Raw genomic sequence first — 23139 nt, 5'->3', positions numbered from 1 at the left:
TCTGGAGATCTCGATGGGCAAGGCACTCACCTGGCGCACCCTGGCCTGCACCCTGTTGCCGATGCTGGCGGCCACCGGCGGCGCCCAGGCGCAGAGCTATGGCTACGGCTACGACGACGACCGCTATGGCGGCCGCGATGGCAGTGGCATCGTGCGCTGCGAGTCGGTCAAGAACCGCAGCAATGAGTGCCGCCTGGATGGCCGCGCGCGGTTGATCCGCCAATTGTCCGGTTCGCCCTGTGTGGAAGGTGAGACCTGGGGCCAGTCGCGCAACGGCGTCTGGGTCACACAGGGGTGCCGTGCCGAATTCGTTGGTGAATACCGCCGCGGCGGCGGCTGGGGCGGCAATGGCGGCAGCTGGGGCAACGGCAATGGATGGGGTGGTGGCGATGTGGTCACCTGCCATTCCAATGGCCACCGGCAGGAGTACTGCGATGCCCGCATCCGCCGGGGCGTGCGCCTGATCCGCCAGGACTCGCGCAGTGCCTGCATCGAAGGCCAGAGCTGGGGCTGGGATCGCCGCGGCATCTGGGTGAGCGATGGCTGCAGGGCGCAGTTCCAGGTGAACTGAGCTTTACGGGTTCAACCCGTGAAAATCAGAATAATCTGATACAGCTCACATTTTGAACGACGTATCGTCTGTGATCAGGGCGCCCTGCGTGCCCTGATACCCGGTGATGTCGATTGCCGTAGCCGGCATCAGCATCGCGCCGCCGTCGATACGCTGCCTCAAGGAGTGAGCTGCATGTTGATCCGCCTGCAATGCGAACAGCGCCAGTGGCGCGTGCTGCACCCGGATAGGCCGGAGCCGATCGAGTTCCGTGATGGCGCACGAGCCTATGACTTTGCCGAGACCCTGGCCCGCCTGCACTTCGTCGACACCGGGCAGCGCGCCGCCGTGCGCGTGGAGGCCAGCGGGGCGTTCGTGGAAGCGGTCAGTTACGGTTGAGCGTGGGGCGCCTGCTGGGGCAGGCCTGCGGGGTTCGGCCATCCACGCATGGCGTGGAACCACCTGCTTCCACCGTGGAAGGTGCGAGCCTTCGGCTGCACCTTCCCGTGATGCGTGGATTCCTGATCGGCCTCAGCCCGCGGCACTCAGCGGCGGGCTGCCTGCGGCCAGCTGTGGCCAACGCTTGAGCACGGCGGCGCGGATGCCGGCCGCATCGATACCGGCTTCGGCCAGCAGGTCCTCGCGGCTGGCGTGGTGTTGGTAGCTGTCGGGCAGGCCCAGGTGCAGGATCGGACGCAGCACGCCTTCGGCATTGAGCAGCTCACCGACACCGGAACCGGCACCACCGGCCACGACGTTGTCTTCGATCGTGACCAGGCCCTCGTGCTGGGCGGCCATGGCCAGCACCAGCTCGCGATCCAGTGGCTTGATGAAGCGCATGTTGACCACGCTCAGGCCCAGTTCGCGGCCGACCTGCTCGGCGGCGGGCACGGTGCTGCCGAAGGCAAGCAGGGCGATGCGGTTGCCCTGCAGGCGCAGCTCGCCCTTGCCGATCGGCAGGGTCGACAGGTCGGTGCCGGCCGCAACGCCGGTACCCGTACCGCGCGGGTAGCGCACGGCAGCCGGACCCGGGTGCTGCAGGCCGGTGCTGAGCATCTTCCGGCACTCGGCTTCATTGGAGGGTGCCATCACCACCATGTTCGGCACGCAGCGCAGGAAGCTGAGGTCGAGGTTGCCGGCGTGGGTCGCGCCGTCCGGACCGACCACGCCAGCGCGGTCGATCGCAAACAGCACGTCCAGATCCTGGATTGCCACGTCGTGCACCAGCTGGTCGTACGCACGCTGCAGGAAGGTGGAGTAGATCGCCACCACCGGCTTGCCACCCTGGGTGGCCATGCCGGCGGCGAGGGTGACCGCGTGCTGCTCGGCGATCGCCACGTCGAAATAGCGCTGCGGGTATTCCTTGCTGAAGCGCACCAGGCCGGAGCCTTCGCGCATCGCCGGAGTGATGCCGTAGAGGCGCGGCTCGGCGGCGGCGGCATCGCACAGCCAGTCGCTGAATACATCGGTATAGGTCGGCTTCTTGGCCCCGGCCTTGGCCACCAGGCCCTTGTCCGGATCGAACGGGCCCACGGCGTGGTAACCGATCTGATCGCCTTCTGCCGGCTCGTAGCCCTTGCCCTTGGTGGTCATCACATGCAGCAGCTTCGGGCCCTTGGAGGCGCGCAGCGTCTTCAGGGTGGACAACAGGGCCGGCATGTCGTGGCCGTCGATCGGGCCGGTGTAGTGGAAGCCCATTTCCTCGAACATCGTGGAGGGCACGAACATGCCCTTCCAGTGTTCTTCCCAGCGCTTCACGAAACGCGCCGGGTTGTTCTTCTTGTCACCGAGGATCTTCTTGCCACCTTCGCGCAGCGCGTTGAGCGTACGGCTGCCGGTCGCTCGGCCCAGCATCTTGGTCAGGCCGCCCACTGCCTCGGAGATCGACATGTTGTTGTCGTTGAGGATCACCAGCAGGTTCGGCTCCGGCTCCATGCCACCAGCGTGCATCAGCGCCTCAAATGCCATGCCGGCAGTCATCGCGCCGTCACCGATCACTGCCACAACCTTGCGGTCGTCGCCTTCGGACTGGCGGGCGATGGCCATGCCGAGCGCGGCCGAGATCGAGGTGGAAGAGTGGCCGACGCCGAAGGTGTCGTACTCGCTTTCCTCGCGCTTCGGGAACGGCGCGACACCGTCCTTCTGCTTGACAGTATGGATCTCGTCGCGGCGGCCGGTCAGGATCTTGTGCGGGTAGGTCTGATGGCCGACGTCCCACACCAGCTGGTCGACCGGGGTCTGGTACAGATAGTGCAGGGCCACGGTGAGCTCGATAACGCCCAGGCCGGCGGCGAAGTGACCTCCGCTCTTGCCCACCGATTCGATGAGGTAGGCGCGCAGTTCGTCGGCGACCGCCCTCAATTCGGATTCGTCGAACGTGCGCAGGTCATCCGGTGTCTGGATGCGCGCGAGGCGGGGATAGCGGGCAGAGTCGATCATCATGTTCGCACTTTTTCTGAACGCCCATTTTCGCCCTCAAACGGGGGTGGGGCAAGCAAACGCCGCCGTCCGTGACAGGACGGTGAGGGTTGCATTTTCGGGCATTCAGGTGCTGAGTTTCGAGCGCTTGGGTAACTGCGCCTTCAGGAAGGCCATCTGGTCGGCCAGGATGTTGCGGTTGGACAGGATCAGGTGCTCGATCCAGCTGGGCCGGTAGGGCACTGCCAGCAGGGGCATGCCGGCCTGCTGCGGGGTGCGGTCGCTCTTGCGCGAATTGCAGTGGAAGCACGCGGTGACCACGTTTTCCCAGCAGTCCAGGCCACCTTTGGACAGCGGCATGACATGGTCGCGGGTAAGCGTCGGGCGGGTGAACTGCTGGCCGCAGTACATGCACAGATGGGCGTCGCGGGCGAACAGGGCCTGATTGGTCAGGTTCGGCGTCGGGTCGATCGCGCGGGAGCGGGCGTGGCCGCGGGCAGCAATGATCGGGTGCAGGTCCATGCCGCTCTGCAGGCCGCTGAAGCGGTTGGTGCCACCGTGGATGTGCAGGCAGGGATCGCCAAGCGTCCAGGCCACTGCCTCGCGGGCGTAGAGGCAGGCCGCATCCTGCCAGGTGATCCAGTCCAGTACGCGTCCGTGGGCATCAAGCGAGAGCAGCCGGACCGAACCGGGGCGATGCAGCGTCGTGGCGTTGGGCGATGCTTCGGCGCCCGGAGCAGAAAACGGAGCTCCGGCTTCGATCAGACCCAAGCGTGTAGTGTCTGTCTCCATCGGGAGAACAGCTTATACCTGAATGTTGACGATTTGTGTATCGCCGACAGGCGATACACAAATCGTCAACATTCAGGTCCGCGCATTCCTCCTATCCCCCGCACCTGTCGGTGCGCCCTCCTTAACAAAGGGGGGCTTTTCTCCAGATGGATTCCGGTGGTTCTCATCCACGCGTGGCGTGGATCTACGGCAGTTCGCGGGGAACTGTCAGAGGCGGGGCGGTGTGGGGTGGCAGGACCGTTGGCGCCATGGATGGCGCCATCGAGCCCCCATGGATGGGTTTACGGCGTGTCCTGCCAGGCCACACCGCCCCGCCATCCACCGGGATGCAGCTGTTGCTGTTGCGGTTGCCGGCCAGCGGCCGGCACTACCGCGGGTGCCGGGCGGCAGCCCGGCTCAGACGCCGAATCGCTCGTCGTCCATCGCCATCAGCGGGGCGGCGCCGGACTGGATCGCGGCGGCGTGGCTGAGGGTGCGCGGCAGCACGCGGGCGAAGTAGAACCGCGCGGTCTCGCGCTTGCCTTGGGCGAAGGCGGCGCCGTGCGCGCTGGCATCGGCGGCGGCCACGCTGCGGGCCCACCAGTAGGCCAGCACCACGTAACCCGAATAGAACAGGTAGTCGTAGCTGGCCGCGCCCAGTTCGTCCGGATTGCCGGCCGCGCGCTGGAGCACATCCATCGTCAGCTTGCCCCATTCGGCGGCCTTGGCGCGCAGCGGGCCAATGAACTCGGCCAGCGCTTCGTTGCCCTCGTGTTCCTTGGCGAAGGCTTCGATCTCGGCCAGCATCAGCTTCAGGCCGGCGCCCTGGCTGGACGCGGTCTTGCGGCCGATCAGGTCCAGCGCCTGGATGCCGGTGGTGCCTTCATACAGCGTGGTGATTCGGGCATCGCGGGCCAGCTGTTCCATGCCGTGTTCGCGGATGTAGCCGTGGCCACCGAAGCACTGCAGGGCGTTGTAGGTGTTCTCGATGCCCCATTCGGTCTGGCAGGCCTTGGAGATCGGGGTCAGGAAGCTCACCAGGGTGTCGGCGCGCTCGCGCTCGGCCGCATCTTCGGCATGGTGGGCGACGTCGATCAGGGTTGCGGCGTGCAGCGCCAGCAGGCGGCTGCCTTCGACCAGCGACTTCACCGTCAGCAGCATGCGACGCACATCCGGGTGGACCAGGATCGGGTCGGCCGGCTTGTCAGGGAACCTTGCACCACTCAGGGCGCGCGACTGCAGGCGCTCACGGCTGTACTTCAGCGCGTTCTGGTAGGCGCGCTCGGACAGGCCGATGCCCTGCAGGCCGACCCCCAGGCGCGCGGTGTTCATCATGGTGAACATCGCCTGCAGGCCCTTGTGCGGCTGGCCGACCAGGTAGCCCTGCGCGCCATCGAAGTTCATCACGCAGGTGACCGACCCCTTGATGCCCATCTTGTGCTCGATCGAGCCGCAGCGCAGTGCGTTGCGCTCGCCGACGTTGCCGTCGCGGTCGACCTTGAACTTCGGGGTGACGAACAGCGAGATGCCCTTGGCACCCGGGGGAGCGTCGGGCAGCTTGGCCAGCACCAGGTGCACGATGTTCCCGGTCAGGTCATGCTCGCCGGCGGTGATGAAGATCTTGGTGCCGGTGATCGAATAGCTCCCATCGGCGTTCGGCTCGGCCTTGGTCTTTAGCAGGCCGAGGTCGGTACCGCAGTGCGGTTCGGTCAGGCACATCGTGCCGGTCCAGCGGCCCTCGATCAGCGGCTTGAGGAAAGCCTCGTGCTGCCAGGCCTCGCCGTGCTGCTTCAATGCTTCGATCGCGCCGTGCGAGAGCAGCGGGAAGTTGCCCCACGCCAGGTTGGCGGCGTTGATCATTTCGTTCAGCGGCACGCCCAGGGTGTGCGGCAGGCCCTGGCCGCCCAGCTCCGGCGAGGCGGTCAGGCCGGTCCAGCCGCCATCGACGAACTGGTCGTAGGCCTGCTTGAAGCCGGGCGGGGTGGTCACTTCACCGGTGGCCTGGTCGAGCACGCAGCCGATCTCGTCGCCGACGCTGTTGAGCGGGGCCAGCACGGTGGCGCTGAAGCGGCCGGCTTCCTCCAGCACGGCATCGACCACGTCGGCGGTGGCGTCGGTGAAGCCCAGGCGGGCGAACAGGGGTTCGACCTTGAGCACGTCGTGCAGGGCGAAACGGAGGTCGGAAAGCGGGGCGGTGTAGCTGCTCATCGGTACGTCTCGATTTGATCAGGGCAGGGGAGAGCGGCGCCGGGCGCCGCCACGAAAGGCGGGTTCAGCGCAGCACGCCGGGCAGGCCGGGGGCCTGGTTGAGGGTGCTGCGGCTGCTGATGTCGAAGCTGCGCTGCTTCTTCTCCTGCGGCGTGGCCGCCACCGTTCCCTTCAGGCCATAGGCCAGGGTGCGGTTGCTGGCCAGCGCATCGGCCACCACCAGGCGCGCGGCCGAGCTGGGCACGAGGTCGACATTGATGACGTCGGCGGAGGTGCCGCCGATGGAGATTCCGGGCTTGGCCTGCAGGGTGCCGGCTTCGTTGTCGCCGACGGTCAGCGCCAGCGAGACGTCATCGAAGGTCATCGGCATCGAGCTGAAGTTCTGCAGGCGCAGGGCCACGGTCCAGTTGCCGTCGGCACGCACGGTCAGCTGCTGCAGGCTGGCCGCCGGTTCCGAAACACGCTTGACGATGCCGTTGTTGCAGGCAACAAGGGCGAGGGTGCACAGGACAATCAAGGCGATACGGAAACGGTGGAGCATGGGCGCAAGTCCTCTGGAGGGGTGCGTTTGAATAAGCATACTACGGCGTATGGTCGTTTGGATCGCCTGTGGCGACCCGTCGCAGAGGGTAGCGCGTGAAGATGGTGGCCGGGCGTGCGCGGCGCCGCGGTTGCGACGCGGTTCAATCGGCGGGCGTATCGCGAAGCGGGGCCATCAGGCGCAGCGGGCGCAGGTCGTAGCCCATGGCCTCGGCTTTTTCTTTCAGCGCTTCGAAGCGTGCGCGATCCATTTCCGGCAGGCGCGAGAGGATCCACAGGTACTTCCGGTCCGGTTCACCGACCAGCGCCCACTGATAGTCCGGATCCAGCGCCAGCACCCAGTAGTCGGCCCAGACCAGCGGGACCCAGCTCAGCCAGTCCGGCGCGAAGCGCACTTGCAACTGGCCGGGATGGCCGGCCACCGCGCGAGCCACGCCTTCGGCGACCACGCGCTCACCGTCGCCGTTGCGGCAGGCGTTGGTGACACTGATGCGGCCATCGCTGCGCAGTCCGTAGTTGGCGGTGATCTCGCCCACGCACTGCTTCTGGAACGAGACCGGAAGATGCGCAATCTCGTGCCACTGGCCGGCGTAGCGATCGATGTCCAGGCGCTCGACCGCGCGCACAGGTTCAGTGGCGATCACCGGGAAAGCGGCCAGCAGCAGGCAGGCGAACAGGGCGGGGCGCAGAGGCATCGTCAGGCTCCAGGCAGGAGTCTGGAGCGTAGGTGCCGCCGCGCATGCCGGTGTAAATGTTTCGTCAACCGGGCGTGTGCGCAGGCGCCGCATCCGCCATTCGTGCAGTGCGCGAAGCACGGACAAAAAAAAGACCTGCATCTCTGCAGGTCTCGAAAGATGGTGGCCGAAGACGGAATCGAACCGCCGACACGGGGATTTTCAATCCCCTGCTCTACCAACTGAGCTACTCGGCCAAACTGTGTGGCAATCACGATCAACTGCGATTCCCGAAAAAAAGACCTGCATTTCTGCAGGCTGTCGAACGTGGTGGCCGAGGACGGAATCGAACCGCCGACACGGGGATTTTCAATCCCCTGCTCTACCAACTGAGCTACTCGGCCACGTAGTTCATTGCAGCGAGGTCGCTGCCAAGGACGCGCATATTACGGAGGTCAGCCGCCTACGGCAAGCATTTTGGCAAAAAACCTTCACATTGCCGTCTGCGCAGGCGCAAGTACTTGATCCGCCGTCGCGGAGCGGGGGGCGCGCTGGATGCCGATTCAACCGGGCGCGGCGGCGCGGTGATCATCGCGTGCGGCGGAATTCAGCGGGCCACGGTGATCGACAAACGCGGCGTGGCGCGGCCTGCGCGTGGACGGCACCGATACCGGACATGGAACGCTGTTTTCGTGACCGCCATGGGGGAACGCTGCGGCGTAGTGTCGGCGTTCCTTTCCTGATGCTGGCAACAGCAGAGACCGTCGTCATGTCCGACTCATCGACCACCACCCGCATCGTGCTGGCGTCGCGTCCGCAGGGGGCGCCCGCCGCAGCCAATTTCCGCCTGGAGCAGGCCGCGCTGCCGCCCTTGGGCGACGGCGAGGTGCTGCTGCGCAATCGCTATCTCTCACTGGACCCGTACATGCGTGGACGCATGGATGAGGGACCGTCGTATGCCGCGCCGGTGGCAGTGGGGGCTGTGATGGAAGGCCAGACCGTGGCCGAGGTGGTGCAATCCAGGGCTGAGGGGGTCGCAGTGGGCGAACGGGTGCTGGCGCCGGGCGGGTGGCAGACCCACGCCGTGCTGCCAGCCAAGGCGCTGGGCCGCCGCCTGGACCCGGCCGGGCTGCCGTTGAGTACGGCGCTGGGGGTGTATGGCATGCCGGGCTTCACCGCCTATTCCAGCCTTCATGAAATCGCCCGCCTGCAGCCGGGAGAGACGCTGGTGGTGGCCGCCGCAACGGGGCCGGTCGGCGCGACCGTGGCGCAGTTGGCCAAGCTGCAGGGCGCGCGCGTAGTTGCCATCGCCGGTGGCGAGGCCAAGCGTGCCTATCTGCGAACGCTGGGCGTGGATGTGGCGCTGGATCATCGCGCGGCTGATTTTGCCGAGCAGCTGCGCGCGGCGGTACCTGCGGGTATCGACGTGTACTTCGAGAACGTCGGGGGCCATGTACTGGACGCGGTGCTGCCGTTGCTCAACGACTTCGCCCGCATTCCGGTGTGCGGCACCATCGCCACCTACAACAATCGTGGTGTCGCGCAGCCTGGCCCGGACCGCCTGCCGGCGCTGTTCAGCCAGATCCTGCGCCAGCGCCTGACCGTGCGCGGTTTCATCGTGCACGACTTCAAGCACCTGTGGCCGGACTTCGAGCGCGAGATGGCGCAGTGGCTGCGTGAGGGCCGCATCCAGTACCGCGAGGATGTAGTGGAAGGGCTGGAAAATGCACCGGAGGCGTTCTTCGGGCTGCTGCTGGGGCACAACTTCGGCAAGCTGGTGGTGAAGCTGGACTGAGGGCTTGGCCGGTGCCGGACAAGGTCGGCGGCTTGCGGGTCGCGTCAGCCGTTGGCGACCTTTTCCCGGCGCAGCAGTTCGCGCTTGCGTGCCACGCCCCAGGCATAGCCGGACAGGTCGCCGTCGCGGCGCACCACCCGGTGGCAGGGCACCGCCACAGCCAGCGGATTGCTTGCGCAGGCGCGTGCCACCGCGCGGCTCGATCGCGGCGCGCCGATACGCGCGGCGATCTCCGCATATGAGGCCGTCTGTCCACGCGGAATCTGCTGCAGCGCCTGCCATACACGTTGCTGGAACGCCGTGCCGCGGATGTCCAGCGGCAGCGTGGCGCCTCGCGAGGGATCCTCGACCAGGCCCACCACCTGTGCCACCAGTTGCTCATAGCCGCTGTCGGCCCCGACCAGTTCGGCCTGGCGGAAGCGCTGCTGCAGTGACTGCAGCAGCGCTTCCGGATCGTCGCCGAGCAGGATCGCGACGACGCCGGTGGCACTGCTGGCCACCAGCACGCTGCCCAACGAACTTTCGGCAAGCGCGAAGTGGATGACTTCGCCGCGACCACCGGCACGCCATTGCTTCGGCGTCATGCCCAGCAGCTTCGGCGCGTTCTCGTAGAAGCGTCCGCTGGAGCCGAAGCCGGCATCGTGGAAGGCGTCGGTGATGCGTTCCTTCTGCTGAAGTCCGCTGCGCAGGCGATCGGCGCGCAGCGCTGCAGCGTACTGCTTCGGGGTCAACCCGGTGGCCTGCTTGAACAGGCGATGCAGCCGGGTCGGGCTGCAGCCAGCGATGGCGGCCAACGCCTGCAGCGAGGGCTCGTCGAGGCTGGCCTGCAGATGGCGGCAGACCCGTTCGACACGGGCATCGGGAGCGGTGGTGGCGGCGCTTTCCATGGATGGATTCTGGCACGTGCCGGTTCTACGGAAACTCCGTTTCCTGCACCGGGTCGGGAGGCCCGGAAACGGAGTGTCGGCAGGCGAGAGGCGCGGCATCGTGGTGGCCACTCCACAACCGGTACCACCCTCATGCGCCTGAACAACAAGATCGCCCTCATCACCGGTGCCAGTGCTGGCATCGGCCGCGCCAGCGCGCTGCGCTTTGCTGCCGAAGGGGCAAAGCTGGTGCTCAATGCACGACGCCCACAGCCGCTGCTGGTGCTGGCCGAGCAGATCCGCGCCGCCGGTGGCGAGGTGGTGGTGCATGCCGCGGACGTGGCTGATCCGGCCACGGCACCGGCGCTGGTGGAACTGGCCCAGCAGTCATTCGGTGGGTTGGACATCGCGCTCAACAATGCCGGCATGCTCGGCCCCGGTGCACCGGCAGCAGAGTTCCCGGTGGATGCGTGGCGCGAGGTGATGGCCACCAATCTCGATGCCGCCTTCCACGCCGCACGCGCCCAGTTGCCGGCGTTGCTGGCACGCGGCGGTGGCTCGCTGGTGTTTGTCGGCACCTTCGTCGGCCACACCGTCGGCTTCCCGGGCATGGCGGCCTATGCGTCGAGCAAGGCCGGCTTGATAGGCCTGAGCCAGGTGATTGCCGCCGAATACGGCGCGCGCGGCGTGCGCAGCAACGTGCTGTTGCCCGGTGGCACCGATACCGAAATGGGCCGGCAGGCCGCACCGACCGGCGATGCCCGCGACTTCGTGCGCTCGCTGCATGCACTCAAGCGCATGGCCGAGCCGGAAGAGATCGCCAATGCGGCGTTGTTCCTGGCCAGCGATGAAAGCAGCTTCGTTACCGGTACCGCAATGCGCGTTGAAGGCGGCGTGTCGATCACCCGAACCTGAGCGCCGTCACGCGCGAGGCGAGTAGCGGATGCCGCTGCTGGCCATGAATCCCTTCGGGTCGAACCGGGCCCAGGCCTCGCCCCAGCTGAAGCGGGCGTGGCCGCCTGCCAGTTTGCGCCCCAGTGCCGTGGCCAAGGTGCGCCGCATGAAAGCGACTTCGGCATCGATCGCGGCCTGGGTCGGCCAGCCGTCTTCCAGTGTTGCACCGGGCAGATCGACGCTCATTGTCACCATGTCGAGCCGTTGCCCGTGGAAGCCCAGGCTGATGCCAGCGGGCGCACCGCCCAGGCTGAGCCGGTGCAGGCTGAGCCAGTGATAGCCGGTGCCGACATCGCGCTCCCCTCGCACCAGAGGGGCAAAGGCGACGCGCGCTTCGTCCAGTGACAGGGTGGGGCCGATCAATGCGGGCAGGTTGCCGAGCTGGATCCTGCCGTCGGTCGCATTGAGGAGCATCGGCAACGCGTGAGCTGCGTGCTGGGCAGGGGAGGGCATGGAACACAGGTGAGCGTGGTGCCCCGGATTCTGGCCGCGTGGGGCGCTGTCGGCAAGCCGCTTCCTGCACACGATGTTGGCATGGGACTGACCCGCGGCTCACCCGGCAACCTCTAGCGTGGTGGCAACGTTGGCCTGCTGCCGGCGAGGGAGTTTTCGATGAACGAGCAAAGCAGGGATCAGGACCCGAAGCAGGGTATCCAGGAAAGCCGCCAGGACAGGAAGCAGGACGATGTGGCCAAGCAGCGGCCGGGGCAGCGCGATCAACAGGTGCGCGATGCGCACTCGCGCGGCCCGCAACGCAAGGATGGTGACCAGGAGCCGGCCTGAGCCGGAGGCGCTGAAAAGAAAAAACCCGCAGATCATGGCGATCTGCGGGTTCTTCTGAAGAGTGGTGGAGCCAAGGAGGATCGAACTCCTGACCTCGTCATTGCGAACGACGCGCTCTCCCAGCTGAGCTATGGCCCCACGGCAGGCCTTCAGTGTAGCGCCGCCCGCCGCGCTTGCCAAGCGCCCGGCCGGGACGGGGCGGGGACGGGATCCACCGCCGTCCCGGACCGTTTCAGGCCAGGGCCTGCCGCAGCAGGGCGAATTCGACAGAGACCAGGCGTTGCGCAAGGCAATGCCGGGGGCGGCAGCAATGAGCAGTCGTTCCGCGAAGCCGCGACGCCGTAGCGCGAAGCCGCGGCGCCGTAGAAGTAAAGGCGAGAGTTGGTTTCGCAGCGCGCACGCGGGCGACTTGCGAGGGTCGATGTCGCGCTGACCCGGCTGCCAGGAGCTTCGGGATCAGATCCGTTTTCCTTGGGTGGTGCCGGCGGACTGTGCCGAAACCGCTTGTTTCGCCGGGTTCGGGTGCCGCGCAACGAAATCGTAACAATTTGGGGGATAATGGCCGCTTGCGCAGTTTCCCCCCTTTTTGCCGCCCGGCTCGCGCAGGCCGCACGGACGCCTCCTCAGAGCATTCCATGCCCTCCCATTCCGATTCCCGCCGCCTGTCGGGTCTGTCGTCTTCCTTCGTTTCCTTCCGCCGCCATCCGCTGGCCCTGGCCTGTGCCGGCCTGGCCCTGGTCGGCAGCTTCGGTGCCGCCGCGCAGGACAGCGCGCCGACCCCGACCGGCCTGGACACGATCACCGTGACCGCCGAACACCGTGAGCAGAACCTGCAGGAAGTGCCGGTTTCGGTGGGGGTGGTGCAGGGCGAGCGCATGCGCGACTTCACCGCCGGCGGCGACGACACCCTGCTGGCACTGTCCGGCCGCGTGCCGAGCCTGTATGCGGAAACCACCACCGGCCGCATCTTCCCGCGCTTCTATATCCGTGGCCTGGGCAATATCGACTTCTATCTGGGTGCCTCGCAGCCGGTGTCGATCATCCAGGACGATGTGGTGCTGGAGCACGTGGTGCTGAAGTCCAACCCGGTCTATGACGTGGACCAGGTGGAAGTGCTGCGTGGCCCGCAGGGCTCGCTGTTCGGCCGCAACACCACCGCCGGCATCGTCAAGTTCGACACCCTGAAGCCGACCCAGGACTACACCGGCCGGGTCAGCGCCAGCTACGCGACCTACAACAGCGTGTCGATCGACGGCGGCTTCGGCGGTCCGATCAATGACATCGCCTCGTTCCGCGTGTCGGCGCTGTACCAGCACCGCGATGACTACGTCGACAACACCTACAAGGGCCCGAGTGCCGACGGCACGGTCAGCCCGAAGAAGAACGCGATGGGCGGCTTCGATGACCGCAACGTACGCGCGCAGCTGCTGCTGACCCCGAGCGACCAGTTCTCGATCCTGGCCTCGGCCCACGCCCGTGACTACGAAGGCACCTCGACCTTGTTCCTGCGCGGTGCGCTGACCAAGGGCTCGAACAAGACCGACGTGCCGCGCGACCAGGTCGCCTACGACGAAGCCGACAACAACCCGCAGGCCTACAAGACCTACGGCGGCTCGGTGAAGGCGCGCTACGACTTCGGCGCGATCGACTTCACCTCGATCACCGCCTACGAGACCACCTCCGGTTACAGCCGTGGCGACACCGACGGCGGCGCTGCGGTGAACTTCCCGGTGAACGGCGTACCGAACGGCTACGGCCAGTCGATGGGCCGCATCCGTGACCTGGACCAGTGGACCCAGGAATTCCGCCTGGCCAGCCATGACGACAGCGCGCTGCAGTGGCAGGCCGGTGCCTTCTACTTCAACGGCAGCGACACCACCGACTTCTACCAGCGCGCCTGGTTCCTGCAGGGCGCGGCCCGCAACCCGAACAACTGGGTGCGCCTGCGCAACAAGAACACCTCGTGGGCCGGTTTCGGCCAGCTGAGCTATGCCTTCACCGACAAGTTCACCGTCACGGCCGGCCTGCGCCAGACCCGGGACGAGAAGCACACCCGCCTGCTGAAGACGGCTGACACTGCCGCTGGCGTGGTCACCTACAAGGGCCGCACCGACGTCAAGATGTCCGACACCACTCCGAGCTGGGATCTGAGCGCGATGTATCAGATCACGCCGGACGTGAGCGTCTATGCCAAGGTCGCCCGCGGCTTCCGCGGCCCGACCATCCAGGGCCGCTCGGCCGTGTTCAATGCCGACTTCACCACCGCCGATTCCGAGACCATCCTGTCCTGGGAAGCAGGCGTGAAGAGCAGCCTGTGGGACAACCGCCTGCGCTTGAACGCCACCGCGTTCACCTACACCGTCAACGACATCCAGCTCAACGGCAACGATTCGGACGGCAACGGCGTGCTGTTCAACGCCGACAAGGCCAAGGCCTATGGTTTCGAAGCGGACATGGAGCTGCGCCCGATCCCGAACCTGACCCTGAGCGCCGGCCTGAGCCTGCTGCACAGCGAAATCAAGGACAAGCGCGTCTACGCGCAGGTCTGCGGCCTCAACGGCCAGGTGGTGTGCACGGTGAATGACCCGACCATCAAGGTCGGTGCCAACACCTTCGCGCAGATCGACGGCAACCCGCTGCCGAACGCGCCGAAGTACAACGTCAACCTGGCCGCCCGCTACGACTTCCCGGTCAGCGACGCCGGCACCATGTTCGTCTCCACCGACTGGAACAAGCAGGGCTACACCAGCTTCGTGCTGTACGACAGCAAGGAGTTCAACTCCAAGGGTGATTTCGAAGGCGGCCTGAAGATCGGCTACTCGGGCAACTACGGTGCCTACGAAGTGGCGCTGTTCGCGCGCAACATCACCAACGAGAAGAACCTCAAGGGTGTGATCGAGAACTACATGGCTGCGGTCTACAACGAACCGCGCACCGTCGGTGTCTCGCTGAACATGAACTGGTAAGGCGTTGCCACGGTGGCTGGACTTCCCGCCATCGCACTGCTGGAATGCAAAGGGCGGCCCGGTGATCCGGGTCGCCCTTTTTCATGGCCCTCCACGGTAGCCGGACCGCAATCCGGCGCCGTGCTCGGCGCTTCAACGTGCCGGCAGCAGCGCCTGCAGCCGCGACTCCAGCTCCTGCTGGCGCCAGCCGGCCAGTGCGGCCGGCCATTGGCGGCGCTCCAGGTAGCTTTCCAGATGCTTGCGCGAGGCCAGCACGCCATCCGGCAGGCCCAGCTCGCGGCTGCGCTCGGCAACGGCGTCCTGCAGCCTCTTCAGTGCCTGCTTGTTGGTGTCGTTGGCGGGCAATGCCAGCGGTGCCTCGGCCTCATCGGCCAGCGGCGTGTCCAGCGCCTGCCACACCGCGCCGGCGAGCTTGCGCGGTGCCTTCGGGAACTGTTCAAACAGCGTGGCCAGCGCGGCGGCATCGGCCGGTGGCGTGCGTGCCAGCGTGGCGGCCAGTTCGTTGTCCAGGATCCAGCTGCGCGGCCGGTCGCTGCTGCGTGCCTGCACATCACGCCAGCGCAGCAGGCGCAGCAGGCGGCGCTGCGCGGGAGCATCGAGAAACTGCGCTGAGCGCATCGCCAGATGCGGCCAGCGGTCCTCGTCATTGGCGACGCTGGCCAGCAGGCGCTCGCCGTCGTCGTGCAGCCACTGCTGGCGGCCCAGCGCCTGCAGCTTGGCATCAATCGCGTCATGCAGCGCGAACAGATGCTCGACGTCGTCGGCGGCGTATTGCAGTTGCGACTCCGAGAGCGGACGGCGCATCCAGTCCGAGCGCGTTTCGCCCTTGGCCAGCGCCACGCCGGTGATTTCCGCGACCAGCTTCTGGTAGCCCATGCCGCCACCAATGCCGGCCAGCGAGGCGCCGATCTGTGTGTCGAACAGCGGTCGCGGCAACACGCCGCAGGTCCACTTGAAGGCAACCAGGTCTTCGCTGGCGCTGTGCATCACCTTGGTGATCGATTCATCGGCCAGCCAGGGCGCCAGTGCCTCGGTCATGCCGGGAATCAGCGGATCGATCAGCAGGATGTCCTGCCCGACCGCCATCTGCACCAGAGCCAACTGCGGCCAGAATGTGCGTTCACGGATGAATTCGGTGTCCAGGCCGATGCGGGCCGGACGCTGCTGGAAGTACGCATCCAGCTCGGCGGGGGTGGTGATCCAGGTTGCCACGGGTCAGGGCCTACTACTCGGGTTTGCTCAGGCAGGGGAGAATAGCCTAACGTCGGTCCGCGTCCGTGCCGAAGGAGATCCTGCTTGCGTTTTCCGCTGTCGTCCGTGCTGTGCACCGCTCTGGCCGTGGCCCTGGCCGGTTGCACACCGTCGCCCTCGGCGACACCGGAGCCGGGGCCGGCTGCCGGCGAAGACGCGCGGCCGCAGGAAGGTTCACTGGCGGAGCCGACACCGGGGGCCGGGCAGGGCAGCGTCACCATTGCCGGTGAGGATGCCACCGAGGACGTGCAGCGGTGGACACCGCCACGGGTCGACCGGCAGGGCCGCAGCGTCGCCCAGCTGCGTCGCGCAGCCGAAAAGGCGTTCAGCGAAGGGCACCTGTACGAGGACGCCGACGCGGCGGTTCCGCTGTGGCTGGCGGTACAGGAGGAAGACCCGGATGACCGCCTGGCCCGCAGCGGCCTGCAGCGTGCTCGCCAGCGCCTGCAGCAGCAGGCCGATGCCCTGCTGGTTCGGCCACTGCGGCAGCGCGAGGCGCTGGCCGAGGCGAGTCGCCAGGCGCTGGTGCTGCTGACCCTGGCGCCGAAGGATGAGAAGGTGCGCGCGCTGCAGGGCCGGGTGGAGCTCGCCCAGCGCGTGGTGGCCTATAACCGTGCTGGCGAGGAAGACCTGCGGTCGGGGCGGATCGGTGAGGACGGTGACGGTGCGATCGGCAACTTCCGTGAAGCGCTGGCTCTGGACGAACACAACAGCCGGGCGCGGCAGGGCGTGGCGGCGGCCGAAAGTGGCCTGATCCGCCGGGCCGAGGACGCCGCGCGCGTACGCGACTTTGCCAGTGCGGGCACCTGGCTGGCCGAAGCCAGCAAGGTCCGTGACTCGTCACCGACCATTGCCGATGCCTTTGAGCGCATCGAGCAGATCCGCGCCGCCGCGCTGCTGCAGCTGCGTGATGAGGGCCTGCGCGAGCTGGCGACGCCGCAGGGGCTGAAGCCGGCGCGCGAAAAGCTGGCCGAGGCCCTGCGCATCGCCTTGCCGGGGGATGCGGTGGTGGCCCAGCTGCGCGAACGCATCGATCTAGCCACCCATTACGGCAGCTTCCGCCCGGGCCAGGTGTTCAGCGACGCGATGCGTGATGGTGGGCGCGGTCCGCAGATGGTGGTGGTGCCGCATGGCGGCTTCCAGATGGGCGCGGGTGATGCCGAGCCCGGTTCCACCGACGCCGAGCGCCCCTCCCATTACGTTCGCTTTGACCGCGGCTTCGCGATGGCGATCACCGAGGTTACCGTCGGCGATTTCGAGCGCTATGTGAGGTCGACCAATGCACGACCACGTGCGACCCGGCGCGGCCACTCGGTGGTCTATGACGAGCGCAGCGGCAATTTCATCCGCCGCAGCGGCGTCGACTGGCGTTCGGATTACGATGGCGCGCGCGCACTGGGCAACTCGCCGGTGATGCATGTCAGCGTGCGGGATGCCGAGAACTACGCGGCATGGCTGTCCGAGCAGACCGGACGCAGCTACCGGCTGCCGAGCGAGGCCGAATTCGAATATGCGCTGCGCGCCGGGAACAGTGGCCGCTACCCCTGGGGAGACGCCGGTACGCCGCCGCCGGGCAGCGGCAACTTCACCGGCAGCAAGGACGTCTCGCCTTCGGGTCGGCACTGGCACAACGCTTTCATCGGCTATGGCGATGGCTGGTGGGGACCGGCGCCGGTGGCCAGTTTCCAGGCCAATGCTTTCGGCCTGCACGACATGGCCGGGAATCTGAGCGAATGGGTGGCCGACTGCTGGCACGCCAGCTACCGGCGTGCGCCGTCCGACGGTGTCGCCTGGTTCAACCCGGGCTGCCGGTCACGGGTGATCCGGGGCGGCAATTGGGCCAATGCGCCCGAGCAGACTCGTGCGGCCTGGCGGCAATCGCAGGATTCGGACACCACCAATGCGCGCATCGGCTTCCGTCTGGTGCGCGGCATCTGAGCGGCATCGGGCTTCACCCGCTGCTGGCGTCCGCGCACTAAGATTGCGCCGTGCCCGCCAGCCGGCGGGGTCTGCTGGAAGACCACCGATGCGCAACGATCCCTTTTCCCGCTCGCCCCAAGGCCCGCAGCGACGCGGCCTGTTCGGCAACATCCGCTGGTGGGTGCTGCTGCTGGCGGCGGGCTATGCGGTGTTCTACTGGTTCTCCAATCGCACCGTCGATCCCTACACCGGCGAGAAGGTGATGATCGACAGCAGCCTGGATGCGCGCCAGGAGACCGCGCTCGGTCTGCAGGCCTACCAGCAGATCCTCGCGCAGGAACGGCCGATGGATCCGAATGCGCCGATCGCGCGCGATGTGCGCGACATCGCGCAGCGCCTGATCGCCAAGGTGGATGTGGTGGAGACCGCGCTGGCACAGGAGCACGGCGTGCAGCCGGCGCATTTCGCGCGGGATTTCCAGTGGGAAGTGAATGTGATCCCGTCCGAGCAGGCCAATGCGTTCTGCCTGCCGGGCGGCAAGATGGCGGTCTACACCGGCCTGGTGCCGGTGGCGCGTACGCGTGATGCGATGGCGGTGGTGATGGGCCATGAGATCGCCCACGCGCTGCTGCGCCATGGTGCGCAGCGGATGGCGCAGCAGAAGCTGACCCAGATCGGGCAGATGGCCGGTGCCGCCAGCGGCATGGATGCGCAGCAGCAACAGATGATGATGTCGGCGATGGGCTACGGGTATCTGCTGCCCTATGCACGCAGCCACGAGACGCAGGCCGATGAAGTGGGGCTGATGCTGGCCGCAGCGGCGTGCTTCGATCCCCGCGAGGCGGTGCCGCTGTGGCAGCGCATGGGCCAGGCCAGTGGCGGCCAGGCGCCGCCGGAGTTCGCTTCCACCCACCCGAATCCGGGCACCCGCATCCAGAACCTGCAGGCACTGATGCCGAAGGCGCTCGAGTACCGGCAGAAGTTCTGCGAGCAGGCAAAGTAGGGGGTTGTTCGTCAGGGCTGCGCCCTGCACCTGCCGAAGCCAGAGCAACAGCAACAGCAACAGCCGAAGCAAAAGCTGGCTATCCGTGGGATGGCGGGGTGGGTCCGGTGGCGGGAGACGCCGTAAACCCGTCCATGAAGTGACCCCCGGGAGTTGGACATCAGATCCGACCCCGAGGGATACATGAACAGATACGACGCGCGTTTCAAACTGCAGGTCGCCAAACAGGCCTGCAAGACCTCCACATCGGTCAAAGCCGTTGCTCGTCGCTACGGCCTGGAGTTCTCCACGGTCAGGCGCTGGGTGGCGACCTATCGGCTGCATGGTTGGCGGGGATTTCATCGCCAGTCCCAGTCCTATGACCTCGCATTCAAGCTGGCTGTCCTGAAGAAGATGGGCCAGGACGGCATGTCCGGGCGGGAGGCCACCACTTACTTTCAAATTGGCGATGCCGGCGCGGTGGGTCGGTGGCGTCGCCTGTATGCTCAAGGCGGTGCCCAAGCGCTGGCACCACCTCCGCCGCCGCCCCGAAAGCCGATGAAAAAGACCCGTTCGTCCAAGCCACCTGAGGAAATGAGCCGCGATGAGCTGCTCAAGGAAGTTGCCTATCTGCGTGCGGAGACCGACTACCTAAAAAAACTCGATGCCTTGATCCGGGAAGAGCAGGCGGCGCAGGACGCAAAGCGCAAGCCATCCAAGGATTGAGGCAGGTTCATCCGCTGTCGCTTCTGCTCGAAGCGGCAGAGCTGTCACGCAGTACGTTCTATTACCAGAACCATGTCCTGGCCCATCCGGATCAGGATGAGGCAGCCCTGTGCGAGCGCATCCGGGCAATCTACGATCAAAGCCAAGGGCGCTATGGGTATCGCACGGTGACGCTGGAACTGGCCAATCAGGGCCATCGGACCAATCACAAGCGGGTACAGCGCCTGATGGGGGAGATGGGCCTGAAATCACGGGTACGCGTGAAGCGCTACCGGTCCTTCAAAGGGGCCGCCAATGTTGTGGTTGGCAATGACCTCAATCGCCAGTTCCATGCCGAGCGGCCCAACCAGAAGTGGGTGACTGACGTCACCGAGTTCAAGGTGCAAGGCATGAAGCTGTACCTGTCGCCGATCATGGACCTCTACAACGGTGAAATCGTGGCTTATCAGATCAAGCGCCAGCCTGTGTTCGATCTGGTAGGTCAGATGCTGGAGGAGGCCATCAAGAAGCTTTCGCCGGATGAGCGGCCAATGATCCACTCCGACCAGGGCTGGCAGTACCAGCATGAGAACTACCGGCACATGCTGGAAAAGCACTCGTTGAAGCAAAGCATGTCCCGACGTGGCAACTGCTTGGACAATGCGGCAATGGAAAGCTTCTTCGGGACGCTGAAGTCGGAGTTCTTCTACCTGAACAGCTTTGACAGCATCGAAAGCCTGGAGGCCGGGCTGGTGGAGTACATCAAGTACTACAACCAAGAGCGAATCAGATTGAAATTGAAGGGGCTAAGCCCGGTAAAGTACCGGGAACAGGCCCAAGCAGCCGCCTGACCCCACCGTCCAAGTCTCGGGGGTCACTTCACCATGGGGGCTTGGCCGCGGCATCCATGCCGCGGACACTCCCGCCACCGGACCCACCCCGCCTTCGACAGATTTCTGCGACCTGCCGGAATGGCGCTTGGGATCAGATCCGTTTTCCGCAGGAAAACGGATCTGACCCCGAATTGATTCGATATCTGAAAGAGATTCATCCACGCATGGCGTGGATCTACCCCATCGCGGAAAACTGTCAGAGGTGGGGCGGTGTCGGAGTGCGCGGTGTCAGCCGCATGGATGCGGCTGCCAAGCCCCCATGGGCGGTTTTACGGCGTCCCCGCACTCTGGCACCGCCCCGCCAACCCGCGGAATGCCAGCTTTTGCTGTTGCTGTTGAGGCTGCCGGCCAGCGGCCGGCACTACCGCGGGTGCAGGGCGCAGCCCTGCCGAACCCCCCTCTACTTGACCTGTACGTCGATCACGCCGTCACCAACGCGGGCCTGCAGCGCGTCACCGGGCTGTACCTGATCAACCTTCCGCACCAGCGTACCGTCATCGCTGCGGGTCAGGATGCTGTAGCCACGCGCCACGGTCGCCAGCGGGCTGACTGCTTCAAGTGAACGCGCCAGTCCGCGCAGTCGCAGTGCATCGCGCTCCAGCAGACGCTGCATCGCTGCCTGCGGCCGCCCACGCAGGGCGGTCAGGCGACGCTGCATCGCGTCCAGCTGGCGCTGCGGATGATGCCCACGCAGTACCGCAGACGCGTGACGCAGGCGCGCGGCACGGCGCTCCTGCTGCTGGTTGAACGCGGCATGCAGGCGCCGGCCCAGATCGAGCTGGCGTCGACGCAGCAGATCCAGTCGTGCCTGCGGGCTCTGGGCGTTCAGGCGCAACAGGGCGCGGTCGGCGCGCTGCATCGCCTGCTGCATCGCATGCCGTTGCAGCTGCACCATGCGGGCGGCCGTGCGGCGCAGGCGCAGGGCCAGTTCGCGCTGGTCGGGTACCAGCAGCTCGGCCGCCACCGAGGGCGTTGGTGCACGCAGGTCGGCGGCGAAGTCGCTCAGGCTGAAGTCGGTTTCGTGGCCCACCGCCGAGACCACCGGCGTGCGGCTGGCGGCGATCGCACGGGCCAGTGTTTCATCGTTGAAGGCCCACAGGTCTTCCAGCGAACCACCACCGCGGGTCAGCAGGATCACGTCGTAGCGGCCACTGGCATCGGCGGCCTGCAGCAGCCGGGTGATCTGCGCGGCGGCACTGCTGCCCTGTACCAGGGTCGGCAGCAGGTCCACTTCCAGCAGCGGGAAGCGCCGGCCGAGCACGCTCAGCACGTCGCGCACGGCGGCGCCGGTGGGCGAGGTGATCACGGCCAGGCGCTGCACGTGCGCCGGCAGCGGCCGCTTGCGTGCCGGGTCGAACAGGCCCTCGGCCTCCAGCCGTGCCTTCAGCTCCTCGAAGGCGCGGCGCAGCGCGCCTTCGCCGGCTTCCTCCATGTGGTCCAGCACCATCTGGTACTCGCCACGGGCGTCGTACAGGGTCACCTTGCCGCGCACCAGCACGCGCATGCCTTCGCGCGGCACGAACTTCAGGTACTGCGCCTTCATCCGGAACATCGCCGCACGCAGCTGCGCGCGCGCGTCCTTCAGGTTGAAGTAGAGGTGTCCGGAGGCAGGACGCGCCACGCTGCCCAGTTCGGCCTCGACCCAGATCGCCGGGAAGCTGCCTTCCAGCAGGTCGCGGGCCAGGGTGTTGAGCTGGCTGGGGGTGAGGATGTCGTTGTTGCGTGGCTGCATGGAAACGGCGTGCTGCGGGCGGAACGGGGGCTCAGGATCGCACGTCAGCGCGCCGTGTGCTGGCCCAGTGCCCACTGCACGTGTTCACGCACCAGCGGCGAGGGATCGTCGATGCGGGTCTGCAGCGCAGCCAGCGCTTCGGCCGAGGACGGCGCATTGCCCAGCGCCACGGCGATGTTGCGTAGCCAGCGCTCATGGCCGCTGCGCCTGATCGGGCTGCCTTCGGTGCGGCGCAGGAACTCGGCTTCGTCCCAGGCGAACAGCTGGTCCAGGCGCGCGGTATCGAGGTTGTTGCGCGCGCGGAAATCGGCTTCGTCGGTGCGCTTGGCGAACTTGTTCCAGGGGCAGACCAGCTGGCAGTCGTCGCAGCCATAGATGCGGTTGCCGATCAGCGGGCGCATCTGTTCGGGAATGGCGCCGTCGTGTTCGATGGTCAGGTAGGAAATGCAGCGCCGCGCGTCCAGCCGCTGCGGGCCGGTGATGGCCTGGGTCGGGCAGACATCGATGCAGCGCGTGCAGGTGCCGCAGTGCGCCGTGGCCGGCGTATCGATCGGCAGCGGGATGTCGATGTAGATCTCGCCGATGAAGAACCAGGAACCGCCATGGCGGTCGATCAGGCAGGTGTGCTTGCCGATCCAGCCGAGCCCGGCGTTGCGGGCCAGTGCGCGCTCCAGGACGGGGGCGGAATCGACGAACACGCGGTAGCCCAGTGGTGCGACTTCGTCGTTGATCTGCGTGGCCAGCTTCTGCAGGCGGTTGCGCATCAGCTTGTGGTAGTCGCGGCCCAGCGCATAGCGCGCCACGTAGGCGCGGCCCGGGTCGGCCAGCGTCGCCCACGCTTCGGTGTCATCCTTGTGGCTGTAGTCCATGCCCACCGAGATCACGCGCACAGTGCCGGGCAACAGCTCGGCTGGTCGTGCGCGCAGGGTGCCGTGGCGCGCCATCCAGTCCATCGTGCCGTACAGGCCCTGGCCCAGCCAGTCGGCCAGGTGCGCCTCGTCCTCGCCGAGCTCGATACCGGCGATGCCGCAGCGCTGGAAGCCATGCGCGCGGGCCAGTTCGCGGATGCGCTGCACGGCCTGGGCTGGATCGACGGGGGAGGGGGCGAGGGACATGCGCACCAGTATAAAA

At 66.7% G+C, this 23139-nt stretch carries 19 protein-coding genes and 3 tRNA genes; 9 read left to right on the top strand and 13 right to left on the bottom strand.

The genetic code is table 11. The annotated features are described in order from the left end of the window. The first annotated feature begins 13 nt into the window (after window positions 1-13). Complete coding sequence (locus tag ROV93_RS08300; RefSeq protein WP_072169135.1) at window positions 14-571, top strand: DUF3011 domain-containing protein; 558 nt, start codon at window positions 14-16, stop codon at window positions 569-571. A gap of 174 nt (window positions 572-745) precedes the next feature. After that, window positions 746-949, top strand: coding sequence for a hypothetical protein (locus ROV93_RS08295; protein WP_005417823.1), 204 nt, complete (start codon window positions 746-748; stop codon window positions 947-949). A gap of 132 nt (window positions 950-1081) precedes the next feature. On the opposite strand, the gene dxs is transcribed toward ROV93_RS08295, so the two are convergent. From dxs to ROV93_RS08260, 7 genes are all read right to left on the bottom strand, one after another. Next, the gene (dxs, locus tag ROV93_RS08290; protein WP_072169145.1) at window positions 1082-2989 is read right to left on the bottom strand and encodes a 1-deoxy-D-xylulose-5-phosphate synthase; all 1908 of its coding nucleotides are present in this window, start codon (window positions 2987-2989) and stop codon (window positions 1082-1084) included. Window positions 2990-3094: 105 nt separating this feature from the next. After that, the gene (locus ROV93_RS08285) at window positions 3095-3760 is read right to left on the bottom strand and encodes an HNH endonuclease (RefSeq protein WP_032954353.1); all 666 of its coding nucleotides are present in this window, start codon (window positions 3758-3760) and stop codon (window positions 3095-3097) included. A 396-nt stretch (window positions 3761-4156) separates the two neighbouring features. Further along, window positions 4157-5947, bottom strand: a complete 1791-nt coding sequence (locus ROV93_RS08280) for an acyl-CoA dehydrogenase C-terminal domain-containing protein (protein ID WP_061478075.1) — start codon at window positions 5945-5947, stop codon at window positions 4157-4159. Between the two features lie 64 nt (window positions 5948-6011). Then, window positions 6012-6488, bottom strand: a complete 477-nt coding sequence (locus ROV93_RS08275) for an LEA type 2 family protein (protein ID WP_072169136.1) — start codon at window positions 6486-6488, stop codon at window positions 6012-6014. Between the two features lie 142 nt (window positions 6489-6630). After that, window positions 6631-7182 carry a lipocalin family protein gene (locus ROV93_RS08270; RefSeq protein WP_005417806.1) on the bottom strand — a complete coding sequence of 184 codons (552 nt, stop codon included), beginning with the start codon at window positions 7180-7182 and terminating at the stop codon, window positions 6631-6633. A gap of 160 nt (window positions 7183-7342) precedes the next feature. Then, window positions 7343-7418: transfer RNA gene (locus tag ROV93_RS08265), tRNA-Phe, on the bottom strand. Window positions 7419-7489: 71 nt separating this feature from the next. Further along, window positions 7490-7565 (bottom strand) — tRNA-Phe (locus ROV93_RS08260). A gap of 365 nt (window positions 7566-7930) precedes the next feature. Between ROV93_RS08260 and ROV93_RS08255 the strand changes: the two genes are divergently transcribed. Then, entirely contained in the window at window positions 7931-8956 is a 1026-nt protein-coding gene (locus ROV93_RS08255; protein WP_072169137.1) for an NADP-dependent oxidoreductase, read from the top strand. Between the two features lie 44 nt (window positions 8957-9000). Here the strand turns inward: ROV93_RS08255 and ROV93_RS08250 are convergent, their stop codons facing one another. After that, window positions 9001-9843, bottom strand: coding sequence for a methylated-DNA--[protein]-cysteine S-methyltransferase (locus tag ROV93_RS08250; protein WP_072169138.1), 843 nt, complete (start codon window positions 9841-9843; stop codon window positions 9001-9003). A gap of 132 nt (window positions 9844-9975) precedes the next feature. On the opposite strand from ROV93_RS08250, the gene ROV93_RS08245 reads away from it, so the two are divergent. Beyond that, entirely contained in the window at window positions 9976-10737 is a 762-nt protein-coding gene (locus tag ROV93_RS08245; protein WP_072169139.1) for an SDR family oxidoreductase, read from the top strand. 6 nt (window positions 10738-10743) lie between these two features. On the opposite strand, the gene ROV93_RS08240 is transcribed toward ROV93_RS08245, so the two are convergent. Then, complete coding sequence (locus ROV93_RS08240; protein ID WP_072169140.1) at window positions 10744-11229, bottom strand: hypothetical protein; 486 nt, start codon at window positions 11227-11229, stop codon at window positions 10744-10746. 159 nt (window positions 11230-11388) lie between these two features. On the opposite strand from ROV93_RS08240, the gene ROV93_RS08235 reads away from it, so the two are divergent. Continuing rightward, window positions 11389-11559, top strand: coding sequence for a hypothetical protein (locus ROV93_RS08235; protein WP_162838143.1), 171 nt, complete (start codon window positions 11389-11391; stop codon window positions 11557-11559). 62 nt (window positions 11560-11621) lie between these two features. Here the strand turns inward: ROV93_RS08235 and ROV93_RS08230 are convergent. After that, window positions 11622-11697: transfer RNA gene (locus tag ROV93_RS08230), tRNA-Ala, on the bottom strand. A 497-nt stretch (window positions 11698-12194) separates the two neighbouring features. Here ROV93_RS08230 and ROV93_RS08225 point away from each other — a divergent pair. Then, the gene (locus tag ROV93_RS08225) at window positions 12195-14525 is read left to right on the top strand and encodes a TonB-dependent receptor (RefSeq protein WP_072169141.1); all 2331 of its coding nucleotides are present in this window, start codon (window positions 12195-12197) and stop codon (window positions 14523-14525) included. A gap of 132 nt (window positions 14526-14657) precedes the next feature. Here the strand turns inward: ROV93_RS08225 and rnd are convergent, their stop codons facing one another. Further along, a complete protein-coding gene (rnd, locus tag ROV93_RS08220; RefSeq protein WP_019660532.1) occupies window positions 14658-15737 on the bottom strand; it encodes a ribonuclease D in 1080 nt (359 codons plus the stop codon). An 84-nt stretch (window positions 15738-15821) separates the two neighbouring features. Here rnd and ROV93_RS08215 point away from each other — a divergent pair, with 84 nt between their 5' ends. From ROV93_RS08215 to ROV93_RS08205, 3 genes are all read left to right on the top strand, one after another. Further along, window positions 15822-17714: a formylglycine-generating enzyme family protein gene (locus ROV93_RS08215; RefSeq protein WP_180890662.1), complete on the top strand. Its 1893-nt coding sequence runs from the start codon at window positions 15822-15824 to the stop codon at window positions 17712-17714. Between the two features lie 88 nt (window positions 17715-17802). After that, entirely contained in the window at window positions 17803-18699 is an 897-nt protein-coding gene (locus tag ROV93_RS08210; RefSeq protein WP_065186028.1) for a M48 family metallopeptidase, read from the top strand. Window positions 18700-18882: 183 nt separating this feature from the next. After that, window positions 18883-20234 (top strand): IS3 family transposase gene (locus tag ROV93_RS08205; protein ID WP_312538352.1). Its coding sequence is split into 2 segments (ribosomal slippage): window positions 18883-19330 and window positions 19330-20234, totalling 1353 coding nucleotides; the frame shifts between segments, so codons are not numbered across the junction. Between the two features lie 442 nt (window positions 20235-20676). On the opposite strand, the gene xseA is transcribed toward ROV93_RS08205, so the two are convergent. Both xseA and queG read right to left on the bottom strand, forming a co-directional pair. Then, window positions 20677-22008 (bottom strand): exodeoxyribonuclease VII large subunit, encoded by a 1332-nt coding sequence (xseA, locus tag ROV93_RS08200; protein ID WP_072168413.1) that lies wholly within the window; start codon window positions 22006-22008, stop codon window positions 20677-20679. A gap of 44 nt (window positions 22009-22052) precedes the next feature. Beyond that, a complete protein-coding gene (gene queG / locus ROV93_RS08195) occupies window positions 22053-23123 on the bottom strand; it encodes a tRNA epoxyqueuosine(34) reductase QueG (protein ID WP_061478065.1) in 1071 nt (356 codons plus the stop codon). Between the last annotated feature and the right edge of the window lie 16 nt (window positions 23124-23139).

It is taken from the genome of Stenotrophomonas maltophilia group sp. msm4 (assembly GCF_032025605.1).
Classification (GTDB): Bacteria; Pseudomonadota; Gammaproteobacteria; order Xanthomonadales; family Xanthomonadaceae; genus Stenotrophomonas; species Stenotrophomonas sepilia.
The sequence above is the reverse complement of the archived record's forward strand: the minus strand, read 5'-3'. Positions and strand labels throughout refer to the sequence as shown.

Bases quoted from the DNA above. Each gene is read 5' to 3' on its own strand.
- ROV93_RS08300 (WP_072169135.1), top strand. From the start codon at position 14: ATGGGCAAGGCACTCACCTGGCGCACCCTGGCCTGCACCCTGTTGCCG.
- ROV93_RS08295 (WP_005417823.1), top strand. From the start codon at position 746: ATGTTGATCCGCCTGCAATGCGAACAGCGCCAGTGGCGCGTGCTGCAC.
- dxs (WP_072169145.1), bottom strand. From the start codon at position 2,989: ATGATCGACTCTGCCCGCTATCCCCGCCTCGCGCGCATCCAGACACCG.
- ROV93_RS08285 (WP_032954353.1), bottom strand. From the start codon at position 3,760: ATGGAGACAGACACTACACGCTTGGGTCTGATCGAAGCCGGAGCTCCG.
- ROV93_RS08280 (WP_061478075.1), bottom strand. From the start codon at position 5,947: ATGAGCAGCTACACCGCCCCGCTTTCCGACCTCCGTTTCGCCCTGCAC.
- ROV93_RS08275 (WP_072169136.1), bottom strand. From the start codon at position 6,488: ATGCTCCACCGTTTCCGTATCGCCTTGATTGTCCTGTGCACCCTCGCC.
- ROV93_RS08270 (WP_005417806.1), bottom strand. From the start codon at position 7,182: ATGCCTCTGCGCCCCGCCCTGTTCGCCTGCCTGCTGCTGGCCGCTTTC.
- ROV93_RS08255 (WP_072169137.1), top strand. From the start codon at position 7,931: ATGTCCGACTCATCGACCACCACCCGCATCGTGCTGGCGTCGCGTCCG.
- ROV93_RS08250 (WP_072169138.1), bottom strand. From the start codon at position 9,843: ATGGAAAGCGCCGCCACCACCGCTCCCGATGCCCGTGTCGAACGGGTC.
- ROV93_RS08245 (WP_072169139.1), top strand. From the start codon at position 9,976: ATGCGCCTGAACAACAAGATCGCCCTCATCACCGGTGCCAGTGCTGGC.
- ROV93_RS08240 (WP_072169140.1), bottom strand. From the start codon at position 11,229: ATGCCCTCCCCTGCCCAGCACGCAGCTCACGCGTTGCCGATGCTCCTC.
- ROV93_RS08235 (WP_162838143.1), top strand. From the start codon at position 11,389: ATGAACGAGCAAAGCAGGGATCAGGACCCGAAGCAGGGTATCCAGGAA.
- ROV93_RS08225 (WP_072169141.1), top strand. From the start codon at position 12,195: ATGCCCTCCCATTCCGATTCCCGCCGCCTGTCGGGTCTGTCGTCTTCC.
- ROV93_RS08210 (WP_065186028.1), top strand. From the start codon at position 17,803: ATGCGCAACGATCCCTTTTCCCGCTCGCCCCAAGGCCCGCAGCGACGC.
- xseA (WP_072168413.1), bottom strand. From the start codon at position 22,008: ATGCAGCCACGCAACAACGACATCCTCACCCCCAGCCAGCTCAACACC.
- queG (WP_061478065.1), bottom strand. From the start codon at position 23,123: ATGTCCCTCGCCCCCTCCCCCGTCGATCCAGCCCAGGCCGTGCAGCGC.